This is a genomic window from Serratia marcescens, from assembly GCF_006715005.1.
Lineage (GTDB): Bacteria > Pseudomonadota > Gammaproteobacteria > Enterobacterales > Enterobacteriaceae > Serratia > Serratia montpellierensis.
Genome location: NZ_VFMJ01000001.1, coordinates 3,713,230 through 3,731,424, shown reverse-complemented (window position 1 = coordinate 3,731,424; position 18,195 = coordinate 3,713,230). Strand labels below are relative to the sequence as shown.

The 18,195-nt window shown below is 57.9% G+C and carries 14 protein-coding genes; 12 read left to right on the top strand and 2 right to left on the bottom strand.

What is annotated here, in order from left to right; translation table 11 throughout:
• Position 1: 1 nt before the first annotated feature.
• Positions 2-1,576, bottom strand: a complete 1,575-nt coding sequence (gene leuA, locus FHU12_RS18185) for a 2-isopropylmalate synthase (protein WP_004932820.1) — start codon at positions 1,574-1,576, stop codon at positions 2-4.
• A gap of 871 nt (positions 1,577-2,447) precedes the next feature.
• Here leuA and leuO point away from each other — a divergent pair.
• From leuO to cra, 5 genes are all read left to right on the top strand, one after another.
• Positions 2,448-3,395: a transcriptional regulator LeuO gene (gene leuO / locus FHU12_RS18175; RefSeq protein WP_141970980.1), complete on the top strand. Its 948-nt coding sequence runs from the start codon at positions 2,448-2,450 to the stop codon at positions 3,393-3,395.
• 465 nt (positions 3,396-3,860) lie between these two features.
• Positions 3,861-5,669, top strand: a complete 1,809-nt coding sequence (locus FHU12_RS18170; RefSeq protein ID WP_141970978.1) for an AMP-dependent synthetase/ligase — start codon at positions 3,861-3,863, stop codon at positions 5,667-5,669.
• 316 nt (positions 5,670-5,985) lie between these two features.
• Entirely contained in the window at positions 5,986-7,704 is a 1,719-nt protein-coding gene (gene ilvI / locus FHU12_RS18165) for an acetolactate synthase 3 large subunit (RefSeq protein WP_041033253.1), read from the top strand.
• A 2-nt stretch (positions 7,705-7,706) separates the two neighbouring features.
• On the top strand, positions 7,707-8,198 hold the full coding sequence (gene ilvN, locus FHU12_RS18160; RefSeq protein ID WP_004932806.1) for an acetolactate synthase small subunit: 492 nt from the start codon (positions 7,707-7,709) through the stop codon (positions 8,196-8,198).
• Between the two features lie 218 nt (positions 8,199-8,416).
• Positions 8,417-9,421 carry a catabolite repressor/activator gene (gene cra / locus FHU12_RS18155; protein WP_004932801.1) on the top strand — a complete coding sequence of 335 codons (1,005 nt, stop codon included), beginning with the start codon at positions 8,417-8,419 and terminating at the stop codon, positions 9,419-9,421.
• Between the two features lie 37 nt (positions 9,422-9,458).
• Here cra and FHU12_RS18150 read toward each other — a convergent pair whose 3' ends face one another.
• Positions 9,459-9,899 (bottom strand): L-alanine exporter AlaE, encoded by a 441-nt coding sequence (locus FHU12_RS18150; protein ID WP_043148147.1) that lies wholly within the window; start codon positions 9,897-9,899, stop codon positions 9,459-9,461.
• Between the two features lie 862 nt (positions 9,900-10,761).
• Between FHU12_RS18150 and mraZ the strand changes: the two genes are divergently transcribed.
• The 7 genes from mraZ to mraY are packed head-to-tail and all read left to right on the top strand — an operon-like array spanning position 10,762 to position 18,195.
• On the top strand, positions 10,762-11,220 hold the full coding sequence (gene mraZ / locus FHU12_RS18145) for a division/cell wall cluster transcriptional repressor MraZ (protein ID WP_025159638.1): 459 nt from the start codon (positions 10,762-10,764) through the stop codon (positions 11,218-11,220).
• Between the two features lie 2 nt (positions 11,221-11,222).
• Positions 11,223-12,164, top strand: a complete 942-nt coding sequence (rsmH, locus tag FHU12_RS18140) for a 16S rRNA (cytosine(1402)-N(4))-methyltransferase RsmH (protein ID WP_049200285.1) — start codon at positions 11,223-11,225, stop codon at positions 12,162-12,164.
• Positions 12,161-12,481: a cell division protein FtsL gene (gene ftsL / locus FHU12_RS18135; protein ID WP_033651674.1), complete on the top strand. Its 321-nt coding sequence runs from the start codon at positions 12,161-12,163 to the stop codon at positions 12,479-12,481. The genes rsmH and ftsL overlap by 4 nt, the downstream gene beginning before the upstream one ends.
• A gap of 42 nt (positions 12,482-12,523) precedes the next feature.
• Complete coding sequence (ftsI, locus tag FHU12_RS18130) at positions 12,524-14,287, top strand: peptidoglycan DD-transpeptidase PBP3 (protein WP_141970976.1); 1,764 nt, start codon at positions 12,524-12,526, stop codon at positions 14,285-14,287.
• Positions 14,274-15,761, top strand: a complete 1,488-nt coding sequence (gene murE, locus FHU12_RS18125; protein ID WP_141970974.1) for a UDP-N-acetylmuramoyl-L-alanyl-D-glutamate--2,6-diaminopimelate ligase — start codon at positions 14,274-14,276, stop codon at positions 15,759-15,761. The genes ftsI and murE overlap by 14 nt, the downstream gene beginning before the upstream one ends.
• Positions 15,758-17,119, top strand: a complete 1,362-nt coding sequence (gene murF, locus FHU12_RS18120) for a UDP-N-acetylmuramoyl-tripeptide--D-alanyl-D-alanine ligase (protein WP_141970972.1) — start codon at positions 15,758-15,760, stop codon at positions 17,117-17,119. Before murE ends, murF begins: the two co-directional genes overlap by 4 nt.
• A complete protein-coding gene (gene mraY / locus FHU12_RS18115) occupies positions 17,113-18,195 on the top strand; it encodes a phospho-N-acetylmuramoyl-pentapeptide-transferase (RefSeq protein WP_004932782.1) in 1,083 nt (360 codons plus the stop codon). Before murF ends, mraY begins: the two co-directional genes overlap by 7 nt.

Sequence of the window (18,195 nt, the reverse complement as noted above, 5' to 3'; positions counted from 1 at the left end):
TTCACACCGTTTCCTGATTATTTTGATGTTTGTTTTGCTGCAGGCGCTGCTTTTCTTTTTCTACCTGCTGTGAGCGCCAAATATTGTTCAACACGTGCACCATCGCTTTGGCGGAGGACTCGACGATGTCGGTCGCCAGACCTACGCCGTGGAAGCGGCGGCCGTTGTAAGAGACCACGATATCTACCTGGCCCAGCGCGTCGCGGCCATGGCCCTTGGCGGTCAGCTGGTATTTCACCAGCTCGATCGGGTAGTCGGTGATGCGATTGATCGCCTGATAAACCGCATCGACCGGGCCATTGCCGGTGGCGGCTTCGGCTTTCTCTTCGCCGCCGCAGATCAGTTTCACCGAGGCGGTGGCCATGATGCTGCTGCCGGACTGCACGCTGAAGTAGCCCAGGCTGAAGTGCTCCGGCTCTTCCTGCTGTTTATTGATGAAGGCCAGCGCCTCCAGGTCATAGTCGAACACCTGGCCTTTTTTGTCGGCCAGCTTCAGGAAGGCGGCATACAGGGTATCCAGGTTGTAGTCCTGCTCCTGGTAGCCCATCTCTTCCATGCGGTGTTTCACCGCCGCGCGGCCGGAGCGGGAGGTCAGGTTCAACTGCACGTCCTTCAGGCCGATCGACTGCGGGGTCATGATTTCGTAGTTTTCGCGGTTCTTCAGCACGCCGTCCTGGTGAATGCCGGAGGAGTGGGCGAAGGCGTTGGAGCCGACGATCGCCTTGTTGGCCGGAATCGGCATGTTGCACAGCTGACTGACGATCTGGCTGGTGCGGAAGATTTCCTGATGATTGATGTTGGTGTGCACGTTCATGATGTCCTGGCGCACTTTAATCGCCATGATCACCTCTTCCAGTGAACAGTTGCCGGCGCGCTCACCGATGCCGTTCAGGGTACCTTCCACCTGACGGGCACCGGCCTGTACCGCAGCGATGGAGTTGCCGACCGCCATGCCTAAATCGTCGTGGCAGTGTACGGAGATGATGGCTTTGTCGATGTTCGGCACGCGGTCATACAAGGTGGTGATGATGCCGCCGAACTGGTTCGGCGTGGTATAACCGACGGTGTCCGGAATATTGATGGTGGTGGCGCCGGCGTTGATGGCGGCTTCGACCACGCGGCACAGATTGTCGATCGGCGTGCGACCGGCGTCTTCACAGGAGAACTCTACGTCGTCGGTGTAGTTGCGGGCGCGTTTGACCGAGCGCACCGCCATCTCCAACACTTCGTCGAACGAGCGTTTCAGCTTCGATTCAATGTGCAGGGTCGAGGTGGCCAGGAACACATGGATGCGGAACGCTTCAGCGACGCGCAGCGCTTCGGCGGCCACGTCGATGTCTTTGTCCACGCAGCGGGCCAGGCCGCAGACGCGGCTGTTCTTGATCTGGCGCGCGATGGTTTGCACCGACTCGAAGTCGCCCGGCGAAGAGACCGGGAAGCCAACCTCCATCACGTCTACGCCCATTCTCTCCAGCGCCAGCGCAATCTGAATCTTCTCTTTTACGCTCAGGCTGGCCTGTAATGCCTGTTCGCCATCACGCAGCGTGGTATCGAAAATAATGACTTGTTGGCTCATCGGTGCATTCCTTATCGTGTTGATTTCACGCTAAGCGGGCAAAAAAAAACCCGCGCAGTAGCGCGGGTTTCTTATGGGTGATCGGCTGAGTCAGCTCCGAACTTCGTCCACAGGCATACCGCGCAAACAAGATGCGTTAAGTAGTAGGCCTAGTAGACGGTGAGTACGGATCATAATGGTTCAGCTTCTCTTAAATTGGGTGTCTGCCTAATTTGATACGTGATTGGCCTGGCGATGTCAACACCTGATTGAATGCGGGGACAATGCACCGGCCAAGGGGCCAAACAGAGGATCATGCGGCAAAAAAGCGACGCCTTAGAGAAAAAACGGGGCCAGTTTGCGCGCTGCTTAGCATAAACGAATCGAATAGAGACTGCGCTAATTGCTTCTGGATTTCGTTGCGTTAAGATTTGTAATGAAAAATAAGAGCGATTAATCACGGGGGGCAATAAAATAACATTTTTAATACAAATGATTTAAATTGAATTCATATGATTAATTGATTGTTTTAGTCATAATATAACAAAATAATGCGTTTTTACACAAAGTGAGCGGTGTTTTTAGATGGTTTGATTGCTTATGATGTGTTTTTATAGTTTGTCCCATACTGTGCGGTTAGGTTGTTTAATTGTATTAATCATTGTTGATACCTAATTATTAGTACCACCCAGGTGGCATTCTTCCCGCTGACGGGAGAAGCTGCTGACATGCATTCCATATACGACTTATATCGTGACGATAACACGAGGTTTTTTATCGGCTGATGGCGGTAATGGCAGGATTTGTCGTGCAAAGATAAGACAATGCGGCGTTTCATTGTTTGTCGAGCATAAGGATTAGATTATCTACACAGGATTTAGTGGAGTGAAATATGGCTGAATATGATTCAGAAATCGCCATGGTCAAAGAGCCGGCGGACATTCATTTGCGCAGCGTCGATCTTAATTTGCTGACGGTGTTTGACGCCGTGATGCAAATGCAAAATATTACGCGAGCCGCTAATTCGTTGGGGATGTCGCAGCCGGCGGTGAGCAATGCGGTGGCGCGCCTGAAGGTGATGTTCAACGATGAGCTGTTCGTGCGCTGTGGGCGCGGGATCCAGCCCACCATGCGGGCCAGGCAGCTTTTTGGGCCGGTGCGGCAAGCGCTGCAGCTGGTGCAAAATGAGTTGCCGGGCGCCGAGTTCGAACCGTTGACCAGCACGCGAGCGTTCTCCCTGTCGCTGTGCAGCCCGCTCGATTTGCGTCTGGGCGCCGGGATAATCAATCACGTCAAACAGATCGCGCCGCAGCTTAACCTGCAAATAAAATCGTACATCAACAATAATATTGAGCATCAATTGCGTTATCAGGACGTCGAGTTTGTCATCGGCTACAGCCGTTTCGAATCGGCGGAGTTTCGCAGCCTGGCGATGTTCGACGACGAATTAGTGCTGGCGGTTGCGCAGGCGCATCCGAGAATAGGCGAGGAGGTGACGCCGGAGCACATACTGGCCGAGCAGCACGCTGCGGTTTCCCTGGAAAGTTTTGGATCGTTCAGTAAACCTTTTTATTTAGAGGAACCGATGCTGCGCGCCGTGACGCAACAGTGCACGGATCTTTACAGCGTGTTGAATATGGTGTCGCAAACGGAAATGGTGGCGATTGCGCCCGCTTGGTTGGTGCGGCAACAGGCGGAGGCGTTGAAAATAAAGGCGGTTCCTTTATGTGGCAACGATAATAAAGCCACTTGCTATCTCTCCTGGCATGAATCCTCCGAGCGGGATAAAGGCCACCAGTGGATGAAATCCGTCCTGATTGAGGCCGGTAACCCAAAGTAAAGCGATAAAAAATGGGAACCACATAAAGATAATATTCAACTGAGCGTTTTTTTCTCATGATAAAAGCTAAGAACTATCTGTGTTTTTATTAAGATGTTTCTTGGTTTTACGGCGATAAAATAACTTATTTTCAGAGTGGGTTTGTTCGTTCAGCAAAAATAATTAATATAAATTAATATTCTGATTTTTACTTCCCGGCTGGTATTTTAAACTAACCGATGCGGCGGCCCGAATGGGCCGCGTTTTATTGCCGCCACCAAACCTTTTCCTTCCCATTCTGTCCAACCTATGGAAGCACGAAAGCCGGCCTGAGTTTTGGCTCACACTTCTACGCTGAAATCACTTTTCCCTCTGCCTGAGAGTAGGTAGACTGCGCGGAAAAAAGTAAACACGTGTAAGCTGAGATGAGGGCCGCAAGGCGTCGTTCAGGCTTAACTGTATGATTCATTTCAGGCTTAGAGCACTATGATCACTAATCTGCTGCAATACCATCTTATCCATCGTATACAGCATCAAATCATCCACCGAGCCGATCGCACAGCTTTTCGCCAATGGTCGCCCAACGGCGAGTTTCAGTTGACCTGGGGAGAGGCCGCCACTCGTATTGATCGCATTGCCGCCGGGCTGCTGGGGCTTGGCGTCGACGTGCAAGAACGCATCGGTATTTTCGCCAATAACACGATGGCCTGGGCGTTGGCCGATCTCGCTATCCTGCATCTGCGCGGCGTCAGCGTGCCGCTGTATTCCACCAATACGCCGGCACAGGCGGCGTTCGTCACCAACGACGCCGACATCCGTATACTGTTCGTCGGCGAGCAGGCGCAGCTTGACGCCGCCATCGCGCTGCGCGGCGTCTGCCCACAGCTGCGTCATATTGTCGTCTTCGACGAGGGGGCCGATCTGCGCGGCTGCGAGATCGCACAGCATCTGAGCGTCTTCGAACGCGCTGCCGATCCGGCGGCTTTTGCCGCTCAACGTCGGCAGCGTATTGAAGAGTGCGACCTGCAGGATCTCTTCACCCTGATCTATACCTCGGGCACTACCGGCGAGCCGAAAGGGGTGATGCTGGACTACCGCAACCTGGCGGCGCAGCTTTACCTGCATGATGAAAGGCTGACGGTCGGCGAAGAAGATGTGTCGCTCAGCTTCCTGCCGCTGTCGCACGTTTTTGAGCGGGCCTGGAGCTTCTTTGTGATGCATTCCGGCGCGCAGAACGTTTTCCTGCCGAACACCGACTGGGTGCGGGAAGCGATGGGGCAGGTCCGCCCGACGCTGATGTGTGCGGTGCCGCGTTTCTACGAAAAGATTTTCAGCGCGGTGCACGAAAAAGTGGCGCGCGCCCCTTGGCTGCGCCGTGCGTTGTTCCACTGGGCGATCGTCTGCGGCGAGCGCAAATTCCTGCAGGAACGCGCCGGCAAACCGTTGGGCAAACTGTTCGACTTCACCCATCGCTGGGCCGATAAGCTGGTGTTGAGCAAGCTGCGCGGTATCCTCGGCGGCCGGGTGCGCTTTCTGCCAGCGGCGGGCGCCAAGCTGGACGACAATATGATTCTGTTTTTCCAGGCGATGGGCGTCAACATCAAGTACGGTTACGGCATGACCGAAACCTGTGCGACCGTCTCCTGTTGGGAAGAGGGGCATTTCCGCTTCGGCTCTATCGGCAAACCGCTGCCGGAGGTTGAGGTGCGCATCGGTGAAGAAAATGAAATCCAGGTGCGCGGGCCGATCGTGATGCGCGGCTATTTCAACAAGCCGTTGGAAACCGCCGCGACCTTTACCGAGGACGGCTGGCTGAAAACCGGCGACGCCGGGGCGATCGATGAAGAGGGCAATCTGTTCATCACCGAGCGCCTGAAGGATTTGATGAAAACCTCCGGCGGCAAATACATCGCGCCGCAGATGCTGGAAGGCACGCTGGCGCAGGATCGCTTTATTGAGCAGGTGGCGATCATCGCCGATGCGCGCAAGTTCGTTTCCGCGCTGATCGTGCCGTGCTTTGAGTCGCTGGAAGAGTATGCGAAGTCAGTGAACCTGAAATACCAGGATCGCCTGGAGCTGCTGCGCAACGGCGAGATCCTCGAGATGTTCGAAAAGCGCCTGCGCGAAATGCAAAAGGAGCTGGCACGCTTCGAACAGGTGAAGAAGTTCACTCTGCTGCCGGCGGCGTTTTCGATGGAGCTGGGGGAGTTGACGCCAACGCTGAAGCTGCGCCGTAAAGTGATCCTGCAGCGCTATCAGCGTGAAATCGACTCGATGTACCAGGAACAGGCCTGACGCCGCCGCCGGGCCATGTGCCCGGCCAAAAAAGCGGCATATCCTTCACCTGATTTAGTTCTGTAATTTCCCCCCTGTTCGAAACAATGCCTAGCCTGACAACCCCGAGGCTAGCGCATTGTTTTTATAAAGCCGCGATCTCCAGCCGCTTGGCAATAACCCCGCTACCGTTAAGCTATTTTGCCGTTTGCCTGCCCCATATTCTGACGTTATGTTAATTCGATAGCGACAACCCATAAAAACTTTGGGGCATTGCCCCGCAGCAGGCGCTACGTTCCAGCGCCAGAGAAGAATAAGCAAGCCTGGAGGCAAACCCATGGAGATGTTGTCAGGAGCCGAGATGGTCGTCCGATCGTTGATCGATCAGGGCGTTAAGCATGTATTCGGCTACCCCGGCGGGGCGGTGCTCGATATCTACGACGCCCTGCATACGGTCGGAGGGATCGATCATATTCTGGTGCGCCACGAGCAGGGGGCGGTGCACATGGCCGACGGCTACGCGCGCGCCACCGGTGAAGTGGGCGTGGTGCTGGTGACCTCCGGCCCCGGCGCCACCAACGCCATTACCGGCATCGCCACCGCCTACATGGACTCGATCCCGATGGTGGTGCTGTCGGGGCAGGTGCCCAGCTCGCTGATCGGCTACGACGCCTTCCAGGAGTGCGATATGGTGGGGATTTCTCGCCCGGTGGTGAAGCACAGCTTCCTGGTAAAACGCACCGAAGACATCCCGGCGGTGTTGAAGAAGGCGTTCTACCTGGCTTCCAGCGGCCGCCCCGGCCCGGTGGTAATCGATCTGCCGAAAGATATCGTCGGCCCGGCGGTGCGGATGCCTTATGCCTACCCGCAGGACGTGAGTATGCGTTCTTATAACCCGACGGTGCAGGGGCACCGCGGGCAGATCAAACGCGCGTTGCAAACCATTCTGGCGGCCAAAAAGCCGGTGATGTACGTCGGCGGCGGCGCGATCAACGCCGGTTGCGAGGCCGAACTGTTGGCGTTGGCGGAGCAGCTGAACCTGCCGGTGACCAGCAGCCTGATGGGATTGGGCGCTTTCCCCGGCACCCATCGTCAGAGCGTCGGCATGCTCGGCATGCACGGCACCTATGAAGCCAACAAAACCATGCACCATGCCGACGTGATCTTCGCCGTCGGCGTGCGCTTCGACGATCGCACCACGAATAATCTCGCTAAATATTGCCCGGACGCCACTGTGCTGCACATCGATATCGATCCGACCTCGATCTCCAAAACGGTGGACGCCGATATTCCGATCGTCGGCGATGCCAAGCAGGTGTTGGTTCAGATGCTGGAGCTGCTGGCGCAGGACGAGAAAGCGCAGGATCACGACGCGCTGCGCGATTGGTGGCAGTCTATTGAGCAGTGGCGTGCCCGCGACTGTCTGGGTTACGACAAGCACAGCGGCACCATCAAGCCGCAGGCGGTGATCGAAACCCTGCACCGCCTGACCAAAGGCGACGCCTATGTCACCTCGGACGTGGGCCAGCACCAGATGTTCGCCGCACTCTATTATCCGTTCGACAAACCGCGCCGCTGGATCAACTCCGGCGGCCTCGGCACCATGGGCTTCGGTTTGCCGGCGGCATTGGGTGTCAAGCTGGCGCTGCCGGAGGAAACTGTGGTGTGCGTGACCGGCGACGGCAGCATTCAGATGAACATTCAGGAGCTGTCCACCGCGCTGCAATATAACCTGCCGGTGGTGGTGGTGAACCTCAACAACCGCTATCTGGGCATGGTGAAGCAGTGGCAGGACATGATTTATTCCGGCCGTCACTCGCAGTCCTACATGGATTCGTTGCCGGACTTCGTCAAGTTGGCCGAGGCTTACGGCCATGTCGGCATCGCCATCCGCACGCCGGATGAGCTGGAAAGCAAGCTGGCGCAGGCGCTGGCGGAAAAAGAGCGGCTGGTGTTCGTCGACGTGACCGTCGATGAAACCGAACATGTTTACCCGATGCAGATCCGCGGCGGAAGCATGGACGAAATGTGGCTTAGCAAAACGGAGAGGACCTGATCATGCGCCGTATTTTATCTGTCTTGCTGGAAAACGAATCCGGCGCGTTGTCGCGCGTGGTCGGGCTGTTCTCTCAGCGCGGTTATAACATCGAGAGCCTGACGGTGGCACCGACCGACGATCCGACGCTGTCGCGCATGACTATCCAGACCGTCGGCGACGAGAAAGTGCTGGAGCAGATTGAGAAACAGCTGCACAAGCTGGTGGACGTGCTGCGCGTCAGCGAGCTGGTGCAGGGCGCTCACGTCGAGCGCGAGATCATGCTGGTGAAGCTGCAGGCCAGCGGCTACGGCCGTGAAGAGGTGAAGCGCTGCGCCGACATTTTCCGCGGCCAGATCGTTGATGTGACGGCGACGCTGTACACGGTACAGCTGGCCGGCACCAGCGACAAGCTCGACGCCTTCCTGAGCGCGGTGCGTGAAGTGGCGGAGATCGTGGAAGTGGCCCGTTCCGGCGTGGTTGGCGTGTCGCGCGGCGACAAAATCATGCGCTGAGCGCGGTCTGGCGGCGAATAATCGGGGGCGCGGCGTGGCTGCGCCCTTTGTTTTTCGGTATTTTTTGCCCGATTGCTGGCACCTTTCGGCAAAAGCGGTTGCTAGGCAGTGTTTTCTGCTGTTAGATCGCAGAGGCTGGATTGAATAACCGCACGGGATGTCATGGTTAATCCGAGCACAGCCTTCACTTCTATTTTCAGCGTCATTAAGGGGTTAATGTGAAACTGGATGAAATCGCGCGTCTCGCGGGCGTTTCGCGCACGACGGCCAGTTACGTCATCAACGGCAAGGCGAAGCAGTATCGTGTCAGCGATAAAACCGTCGAGAAAGTGATGGCCGTGGTCAGGGAGCATAACTATCACCCGAATGCCGTCGCGGCGGGGCTGCGTGCCGGGCGTACCCGTTCTATCGGTCTGGTGATCCCGGATCTGGAAAATACCAGCTATACCCGCATCGCCAACTACCTGGAACGCCAGGCGCGCCAGCGTGGCTACCAATTGCTGATCGCCTGTTCCGAAGATCAGCCGGACAACGAAATGCGCTGTATTGAGCACCTGCTGCAGCGCCAGGTGGACGCCATCATCGTCTCCACCGCCTTGCCGCCGGAGCATCCTTTCTATCAACGCTGGGCCAACGATCCGCTGCCGATCATCGCGCTGGACCGCGCGCTGGATCGCGAGCATTTCATCAGCGTCGTCGGGGCCGATCAGGAAGACGCCTTTGCGCTGGCGCAGGAGCTGCGCACCTTCCCGGCTGAATCGGTGCTGTATCTGGGCGCCTTGCCGGAGCTTTCGGTGAGCTTCCTGCGTGAGCAGGGCTTCCGTCAGGCCTGGCAAGAAGATCCCCGCCACGTCGATTATCTGTACGCCAACAGCTATGAACGTGAAGCCGCCGGCGCGCTGTTTGCCGAATGGCTGAAAACGCACCCGATGCCGCAGGCGTTGTTCACTACCTCGTTCTCGCTGTTGCAGGGCGTGATGGACGTGACGCTGAAGCAACGTGGCCGTTTGCCGACCGATCTGGCGATTGCCACCTTCGGCGACCATGAACTGTTGGATTTCCTCGAGTGCCCGGTGCTCGCGGTGGCGCAGCGCCATCGGGACGTAGCCGAACGCGTGCTGGAGCTGGTGTTGGCCAGCCTGGACGAACCGCGTAAACCCAAACCGGGGTTGACGCGTATTCGCCGCAATCTGTTCCGCCGCGGTAGCCTGAGCCGCAAATAGTTCGCTCTACAGGAGCCCGGCGTGTTGGGCTCCTGATTTAAACGTACCCCGCCACCCGGAACAGCCGCCGGCAATACTCCAGGAAATAGCCATACACCACGCCCATCGCCATGGAGACCAGCGCATTGCTGGTGACCGCCGCCAGCATTTGTTGACCGTCGGCGCCTACGCTCCACAGAATGGCGGCATAAACCGGCGACTGGAAGCTGACGTAGGCCAGCAGGTCGGCGAGGTTGCGCAGCACGAACTGGCCGCGCGGGCAGCGGCGCGCCGTGCGGATAAACAGATCGCGATAGCGGCCGTAAGGCCAGGCGATCAGGATGTTGACCGGGATCGACAGCAGGCGCGAAGAGAGGGATTGCTGGAAGCTCATGCCGGAGATCAACACTTCTATCGCCATACCGGCGATAAAGCAGTACACCACCAGTGCGAACGTATCGGCAGCGGCGCTACGCCAGTGAGCGGCGGGCGAAAGCATGTGTTATCCCTCTTGGTTAAAATGCCGTTAAATTATTAATAATTGGATGTTAATTCTAGTTTTTAGCATTATTAGTAGTTTACTAATCTGCATTGTGTTTTTTAACTAGATTTATATTTTTATTTTTAACATTTGTTCGGTTTTTGTCCCGTAGAACGGAGGTTCAGGATGGGGCGGAGAGATTAAAATCGGCATTTTTAAATAAATCGATAAAAAACATAATGTTGCGATTTTTGATGTTTGAAGGGGATTTTTTCCGGCAAAAATTGTGGAAATAAAGGTGTAAGAAAATGAAACCATAATTGTAAACAGGTATTTTGGGAATAATCTTACCAAATTGATTTAAATCGAAATTACTTCTGCTCGTAATATCCGAACCATTTATTTTTATCGCGGCCGCATCACGGCCATGCAAATTGAAGTAAAATAGCGCCCGGTTTTACGGTGAATAACGATTGAGCGTTATTAACTCAAGGAGTTATGGCCTTATTCCGCGATCGGTTCGCCCGACGCCGAGCCTTGGCGGGCGCGGCTCGCCAGCGGTTACGGCCCTGAGATTGCCGAGCTGAAAAATGAGACATGGCTTGCAGAAGGAAGTAATGAGTTAATTAATCGCCAGTTCGTCAGGTTTTTAATCAGATTCTTTCCGCTTAGAAAATTCTCTCCGTTTATCATGATGTTAATTTTTAATCGTCGAATAATCAGAGTTTCTTTCGCGAGTCAGCTCCCAAAATGACCAGAGAAATATTGCCAAAGCGCTGGCGCTCTGGCTTGACAAGGTTTTCATACCCTCCGTAAACTCCATTGTGTGGGAATTTGTGGGGTAAAGTGGTGAAAACGGTCACTAAGGGGTAGCTCAGGAATGTTCCGTGGAGCGACGATGGTCAACCTCGACAGCAAAGGGCGGCTCGCCGTACCTACCCGATATCGGGAATTGCTCAACGAGGAATCGCAAGGCCAAATGGTCTGTACCATTGACCTCCATCAGCCCTGCCTGCTGCTTTATCCTTTGCCCGAATGGGAAATTATTGAACAAAAATTATCACGTCTGTCGAGCATGAATCCCGCCGAGCGCCGCGTTCAGCGCCTGCTGCTGGGGCATGCCAGTGAGTGTCAGATGGATAGTGCCGGTCGTTTGCTGCTCGCCAATACGCTGCGGCAGCACGCCGGACTCACGAAAGAAGTGATGCTGGTCGGTCAGTTCAACAAGTTTGAACTGTGGGATGAACAGACCTGGTATCAACAAGTCAAGGATGATATTGACGCTGAACAGTCGACTCAGGAACCGTTGTCTGAGCGGCTACAGGACTTGTCGCTATAAGCATGTTGGAAAACTATAAACACACCACCGTCCTGCTGGACGAAGCCGTCAACGGCCTCAACATCCGCAGCAACGGCATATATATCGACGGTACTTTTGGTCGCGGTGGCCATTCTCGTCTGATTCTGTCCCAGCTGGGGCCGGAAGGGCGCTTGCTGGCGATTGACCGTGACCCTCAGGCGATTGCAGCCGCCAAATCTATTGAAGATCCTCGTTTTACCATCGTACACGGCCCATTTTCCGAGTTGTCGCACTATGTGCGGGAGCGCGAACTGGTCGGCAAGATCGACGGCGTTCTGCTCGATCTGGGCGTTTCCTCGCCGCAGCTTGACGATGCGGAGCGCGGATTCTCCTTTATGCGCGACGGTCCGCTGGACATGCGCATGGATCCGTCCACCGGCCTGTCCGCCGCAGAGTGGCTGATGAAGGCCGAAGCGGACGACATCGCCTGGGTGCTGAAAACCTTTGGCGAAGAGCGTTTCGCCAAGCGCATCGCACGCGCCATCGTGGAAAGAAACCGCGTGGAGCCGATGACGCGCACCAAAGAGTTGGCGGATCTGATCGCCGATGCCAGTCCGTTCCGTGAAAAGCACAAACATCCGGCGACGCGCAGCTTCCAGGCGATTCGTATCTATATCAACAGCGAGCTGGAAGAGATCGAGCGTGCGCTCGACGGCGCGCTGGAAGTGCTGGCCCCACAGGGCCGTTTGTCGATCATTAGCTTCCACTCGCTGGAAGACCGCATCGTCAAACGCTTTATGCGTCACCATAGCCGCGGCGCTCAGGTGCCGGCGGGCATTCCGTTGACCGAAGAGCAACTGCGCAGCATGGGCGGGCGAACGCTGAAAGCGCTGGGCAAAATGATGCCGTCGGAAGCGGAAGTGGCGGACAACCCGCGTGCGCGCAGCTCGGTGCTGCGTATTGCTGAGAGGATGCCCGCGTGATCGGCAACGAACGTCACGGTTTGGTCGGGGTCATTGGCGGCGACCTGCTGCGCAACGCCAAGATCCCCATGATTTTACTGATTGCGTCACTGGTCTCCGCGATTTTCGTGGTGACCACCGCGCACCGCACCCGCCTGCTGACCGCCGAGCGCGAACAGCTGGTTCTGGAGCGCGATGCGCTGGATATCGAGTGGCGCAACCTGATTTTAGAAGAGAACGCCCTCGGCGATCACAGCCGGGTTGAACGTATCGCGACAGAAAAACTGCAGATGCAACACGTTGATCCATCGCAGGAAAATATCATCGTTAAACAATGAATGGTTTAACCGGAATAATGACACGGAGTAGAAAGGAAACGCATGAAAGCAGCGCGCCCCGGTAAGATGAGACGCCAGGAAGATCAGGCCAGCTTTGTCAGCTGGCGTTTTGCGTTGCTGTGCGGCTGCATTTTGCTGGCGATGGTCGGCCTGATGCTGCGCGTCGCGTACCTGCAGGTCATCAACCCCGATCGTCTGGTGAAAGAAGGCGACATGCGTTCGCTGCGCGTGCAGGAAGTGCCGACTGCGCGCGGCATGATCAGCGATCGCGCCGGCCGTCCGTTGGCGGTCAGCGTGCCGGTCAATGCGGTGTGGGCGGATCCGAAAGAGCTGAACGAGCGCGGCGGTATCACGCTGGACAGCCGTTGGAAAGCGCTTTCCGATGCGCTGAACATCCCGCTGGACCAACTCTCCAACCGCATCAACGCCAACCCGAAAGGGCGCTTCGTTTATCTGGCGCGCCAGGTGAACCCGGCGATCGGCGACTACATCCACAAGCTCAAGCTGCCGGGGATCTACCTGCGGCAGGAGTCGCGCCGGTACTACCCGGCGGGGCAGGTGACGTCGCACATCATCGGCGTGACCAACATCGACGGGCAAGGCATTGAAGGCGTCGAGAAGAGCTTCGACCGCTGGCTGACCGGGCAACCGGGCGAAAGAACGGTGCGTAAGGACCGCTTCGGCCGGGTGATCGAAGATATCTCCTCCGTCGACAGCCAGGCTGCGCACAACCTGGTGCTGAGCGTCGATGAGCGCCTGCAGGCGCTGGTGTATCGCGAGCTGAACAACGCCGTGGCTTTCAACAAGGCCGAATCGGGCACTGCGGTGCTGATCGACGTGAACACCGGCGAAGTGCTGGCGATGGCCAACAGCCCGTCTTACAACCCGAACAACATGGCCGGTACGCCGAAAGAAACCATGCGTAACCGTGCTATCACCGATATTTTTGAACCCGGTTCAACCGTGAAGCCGATGGTGGTGATGACCGCGCTGCAAAATGGCGTGGTGAGAGAAAACAGCGTGCTGAACACCATCCCGTACCGCATTCAGGGCCACGAGATCAAAGACGTGGCGCGGTACTCGGAGCTGTCATTGACCGGGATCTTGCAGAAGTCGAGTAACGTCGGTGTTTCAAAGCTGGCGTTAGCGATGCCGTCCTCAGCGTTAGTAGATACTTACTCTCGTTTTGGGCTGGGAAAAGCGACCAATTTGGGGCTGGTCGGAGAAAGCAGTGGCATATACCCAAAAAAACAACGGTGGTCTGACATAGAGAGGGCCACCTTCTCTTTCGGCTACGGGCTGATGGTAACTCCGTTACAGTTGGCGCGAGTCTATGCAACGATCGGCAGCCTGGGCGTGTATCGCCCATTGTCGATCACCAAGGTTGACCCTCCGGTCGCCGGCGAACGCGTTTTCCCTGAACCTCTGGTGCGCACCGTGGTGCACATGATGGAAAGCGTGGCCTTGCCGGGCGGCGGCGGCGTGAAAGCCGCCATCAAGGGATACCGTATCGCCATCAAAACCGGTACCGCGAAAAAAGTGGGCCCGGACGGCAAATACGTCAGCCGATACATCGCTTATACCGCCGGCGTCGCGCCGGCAAGTAACCCCCGTTTTGCCCTGGTGGTCGTCATCAACGACCCGCAGGGTGGGAAATACTATGGTGGCGCAATCTCCGCGCCGGTGTTCGGTGCCATCATGGGCGGCGTATTGCGCACCATGAACGTCGAGCCTGACGCATTGCCTACCGGTGACAAAAGCGAATTAGTGATTAACAAGAAAGAGGGTTCAGGTGGCAGATCGTAATTTGCGCGACTTACTCGCCCCGTGGGTGCCGACGGCACCCGGGCGCGCGCTGCGGGAAATGACATTAGACAGCCGTGTGGCGGCTGCCGGGGATCTGTTTGTCGCCGTTGTCGGCCATCAAACGGATGGGCGCCGCTATATTCCGCAGGCCATCGCGCAGGGCGTCGCCGCCGTGATCGCCGAAGCTGACGGTCAGGCCGAAGACGGCGCCATCGTTGAAATGCACGGCGTGCCGGTGATCTACCTGAGCCAACTGAACCAGCGCCTTTCCGCGCTGGCCGGGCGTTTTTACCACCAGCCGGGCGAGCGTCTGCGTCTGGTCGGCGTGACCGGCACCAACGGCAAAACCACCACTACGCAGCTGTTGGCGCAGTGGAGCCAACTGCTGGGCGAAACCAGCGCGGTGATGGGCACCGTCGGCAACGGCCTGCTGGGCCAAGTGTGTCCGACCGAGAATACCACCGGTTCTGCGGTGGATGTTCAACACGTATTAAACGAGTTGGCGGAACAGGGCGCGACCTTTGCCGCCATGGAAGTCTCTTCCCACGGTCTGGTGCAACACCGGGTGGCGGCGCTGCCGTTCGCCGCGGCGGTCTTCACCAACCTGAGCCGCGATCACCTGGATTACCACGGTGACATGGCCAATTACGAGGCGGCCAAATGGTCGCTGTTCGCCGCCCACAGCGTGGGGCAGGCGATCATCAACGCCGACGATGAAGTCGGTCAGCGCTGGCTCGGCAAGCTGCCGGATGCGGTGGCGGTGACGATGCAGGGCAACCTGCAGCCGGGCGGCCACGGCCGCTGGCTGAAAACCACGGCGGTCGATTATCACGACAACGGCGCCACCGTTCGTTTCAGCTCCAACTGGGGCGACGGCGAAATCGAAAGCCGCCTGATGGGCGCTTTCAACGTCAGCAACCTGCTGTTGGCCTTGGCGACGCTGCTTTCGCTGGGCTATCCGCTGGAGGCGCTGGTAGAAACCGGCAGCCGCCTGCAGCCGGTCTGCGGCCGCATGGAAGTGTTTAACGCGCCGGGCAAACCGACGGTGGTGGTGGATTACGCCCACACGCCGGATGCGCTGGAGAAAGCGCTGGAAGCCGCGCGCCTGCACTGCCAGGGGCAGCTGTGGTGCGTCTTCGGCTGCGGCGGCGATCGCGACAAGGGCAAGCGTCCGCTGATGGGCGGCATCGCCGAGCAGTTCGCCGATCGCGTGGTGATCACCGATGACAACCCGCGTACCGAAGAGCCGCGCGCGATTATCAACGACATCCTGACCGGATTGCTGGACGCCGGGCAGGCGCTGGTGATCCACGGCCGCGCCGAAGCGGTAACCAGCGCCATCATGCAGGCGCAGGAGCAGGATGTGGTGTTGGTGGCGGGCAAAGGCCACGAAGATTATCAGCTGGTGGGCAACCGTCGCCTGGATTACTCCGACCGCACGACGGTCGCCCGACTGCTGGGGGTGCTGGCATGATCCCTGTCTCTCTTCAGACACTGGCTGAGGTATTGAGCGCTGAACTGATTGGCGCCGATTGCCAAATTGTCGAGGTGACGACAGACACCCGCAAGGTGACCGCCGGTTGCCTGTTTGTGGCGCTGAAAGGCGAGCGTTTTGACGCTCACGACTTCGCGGCGGATGCCGTAGCCGCAGGTGCCGGGGCGTTGCTGGTCAGTAAGCGCTTATTGGTGGACGTGCCGCAGCTGGTGGTGCAAGACACCCGTCTGGCGCTGGGGCAGCTTGGCGCCTGGGTGCGTCAGCAGGTGCCGGCGCGTGTGGTGGCCCTGACCGGCTCCTCGGGCAAGACATCGGTGAAAGAAATGACCGCCGCCATTCTGCGTGAATGCGGCGAAGTGCTGTATACCGCCGGTAACTTCAATAACGACATCGGCGTGCCGCTGACGCTGTTGCGTCTGGAGCCGCAGCATGACTTTGCCGTGATAGAGCTGGGCGCTAATCACATTGGCGAAATCGCTTACACCACCGCATTGACGCGTCCGCAGACCGCTTTGGTGAACAACCTGGCGGCGGCGCACCTGGAAGGCTTCGGCTCGCTGGCCGGCGTCGCCCAGGCGAAAGGTGAAATCTTTACCGGCCTGCCGGCCGATGGCGTGGCGATCGTCAACGCCGATAACAACGATTGGCCGCACTGGCAGAGCATGCTAGGCGGCAAAACCGTCTGGCGCTTCTCGCCGCAGGCTGCCGAAGGCGTGGACTTCTTCGCGGACGACGTGCGGGTGAACGGCGCAGGCACGCAGTTCACGCTGCACAGCCCGTTCGGCACCGCCGAGATCGCGCTGCCGCTGCCGGGGCGCCACAACGTGGCCAACGCGCTGGCGGCCACGGCGCTGGCGATGTCGGTGGGCGCCACCCTCGAAGCGGTGCGTCAGGGGTTGAAACAACTGCAGGCGGTGCCGGGGCGTCTGTTCCCGGTGGCGCTGGCCGAAGGCAAGCTGCTGCTGGACGACAGCTATAACGCCAACGTCGGGTCGATGACCGCGGCGGCGCAGGTACTGGCGGAAATGCCGGGCTACCGCGTGATGGTGGTCGGCGACATGGCCGAGCTGGGCGCAGAAGCGGAAGAGTGCCACCGTCAGGTGGGCGAGGCCGCCCGTCTGGCCGGGGTCGACAAAGTGATCAGCGTCGGCGGGTTGAGCCGCGTGCTGAGCGAAGCCTCCGGCAACGGCGAACATTATCAGGACAAGACAGCAGTGATCGCGCGCGTGGCGGAATTACTGTCGGAACATGCGGTCATCACCGTGTTAATCAAAGGTTCACGTAGTGCCGCAATGGAGCAGGTAGTACGCGCGTTACAGGAGAAAGCACCATGTTAGTTTGGCTGGCCGAACATTTGGTCAAGTATTACTCAGGCTTCAACGTCTTTTCTTATCTGACGTTCCGAGCCATTGTCAGCCTGCTGACCGCGCTGTTCCTGTCGCTGTGGATGGGCCCGCGGGTGATCAAGCGTCTGCAAGAAATGTCCTTCGGTCAGGTGGTGCGCAACGACGGCCCCGAGTCGCACTTCAGCAAGCGCGGCACGCCGACCATGGGCGGCATCATGATCCTGACCTCCATCACCATTTCGGTGCTGATGTGGGCTTACCCGTCCAACCCGTATGTCTGGTGCGTGCTGTTTGTGCTGGTGGGTTACGGCATCGTCGGCTTCGTCGACGACTACCGCAAGGTGGTGCGTAAGGACACCAAAGGGCTGATCGCCCGCTGGAAGTATTTCTGGCAGTCGGTGATTGCGCTGATTGTCGCATTCGCCATGTACGCCGTAGGAAAAGACACGCCAGCCACCGAGCTGGTTGTGCCGTTCTTTAAGGACGTGATGCCGCAACTGGGCCTGCTGTACATCCTGCTGGCCTATTTCGTCATCGTCGGCACCAGCAACGCGGTCAACCTGACCGACGGCCTGGACGGCCTGGCGATCATGCCAACGGTATTCGTGGCGGCCGGCTTCGCGCTGGTGGCCTGGGCGACCGGTAACATGAACTTCGCCAACTACCTGCATATTCCGTATCTGCGTCATGCCGGTGAGTTGGTGATCGTGTGTACCGCCATCGTCGGCGCCGGCCTCGGGTTCCTGTGGTTCAACACTTACCCGGCCCAGGTGTTTATGGGCGACGTCGGTTCGTTGGCGCTGGGCGGCGCGCTGGGCACCATCGCGGTGCTGCTGCGTCAGGAATTCTTGTTGGTGATCATGGGCGGCGTATTCGTGGTAGAGACGCTGTCGGTGATCCTGCAGGTGGGATCGTTCAAGCTGCGCGGGCAACGCATTTTCCGCATGGCGCCGATTCACCACCACTATGAATTGAAAGGCTGGCCGGAGCCGCGCGTTATCGTGCGCTTCTGGATCATTTCGCTGATGCTGGTGCTGATTGGCCTGGCAACGCTGAAGGTGCGTTAA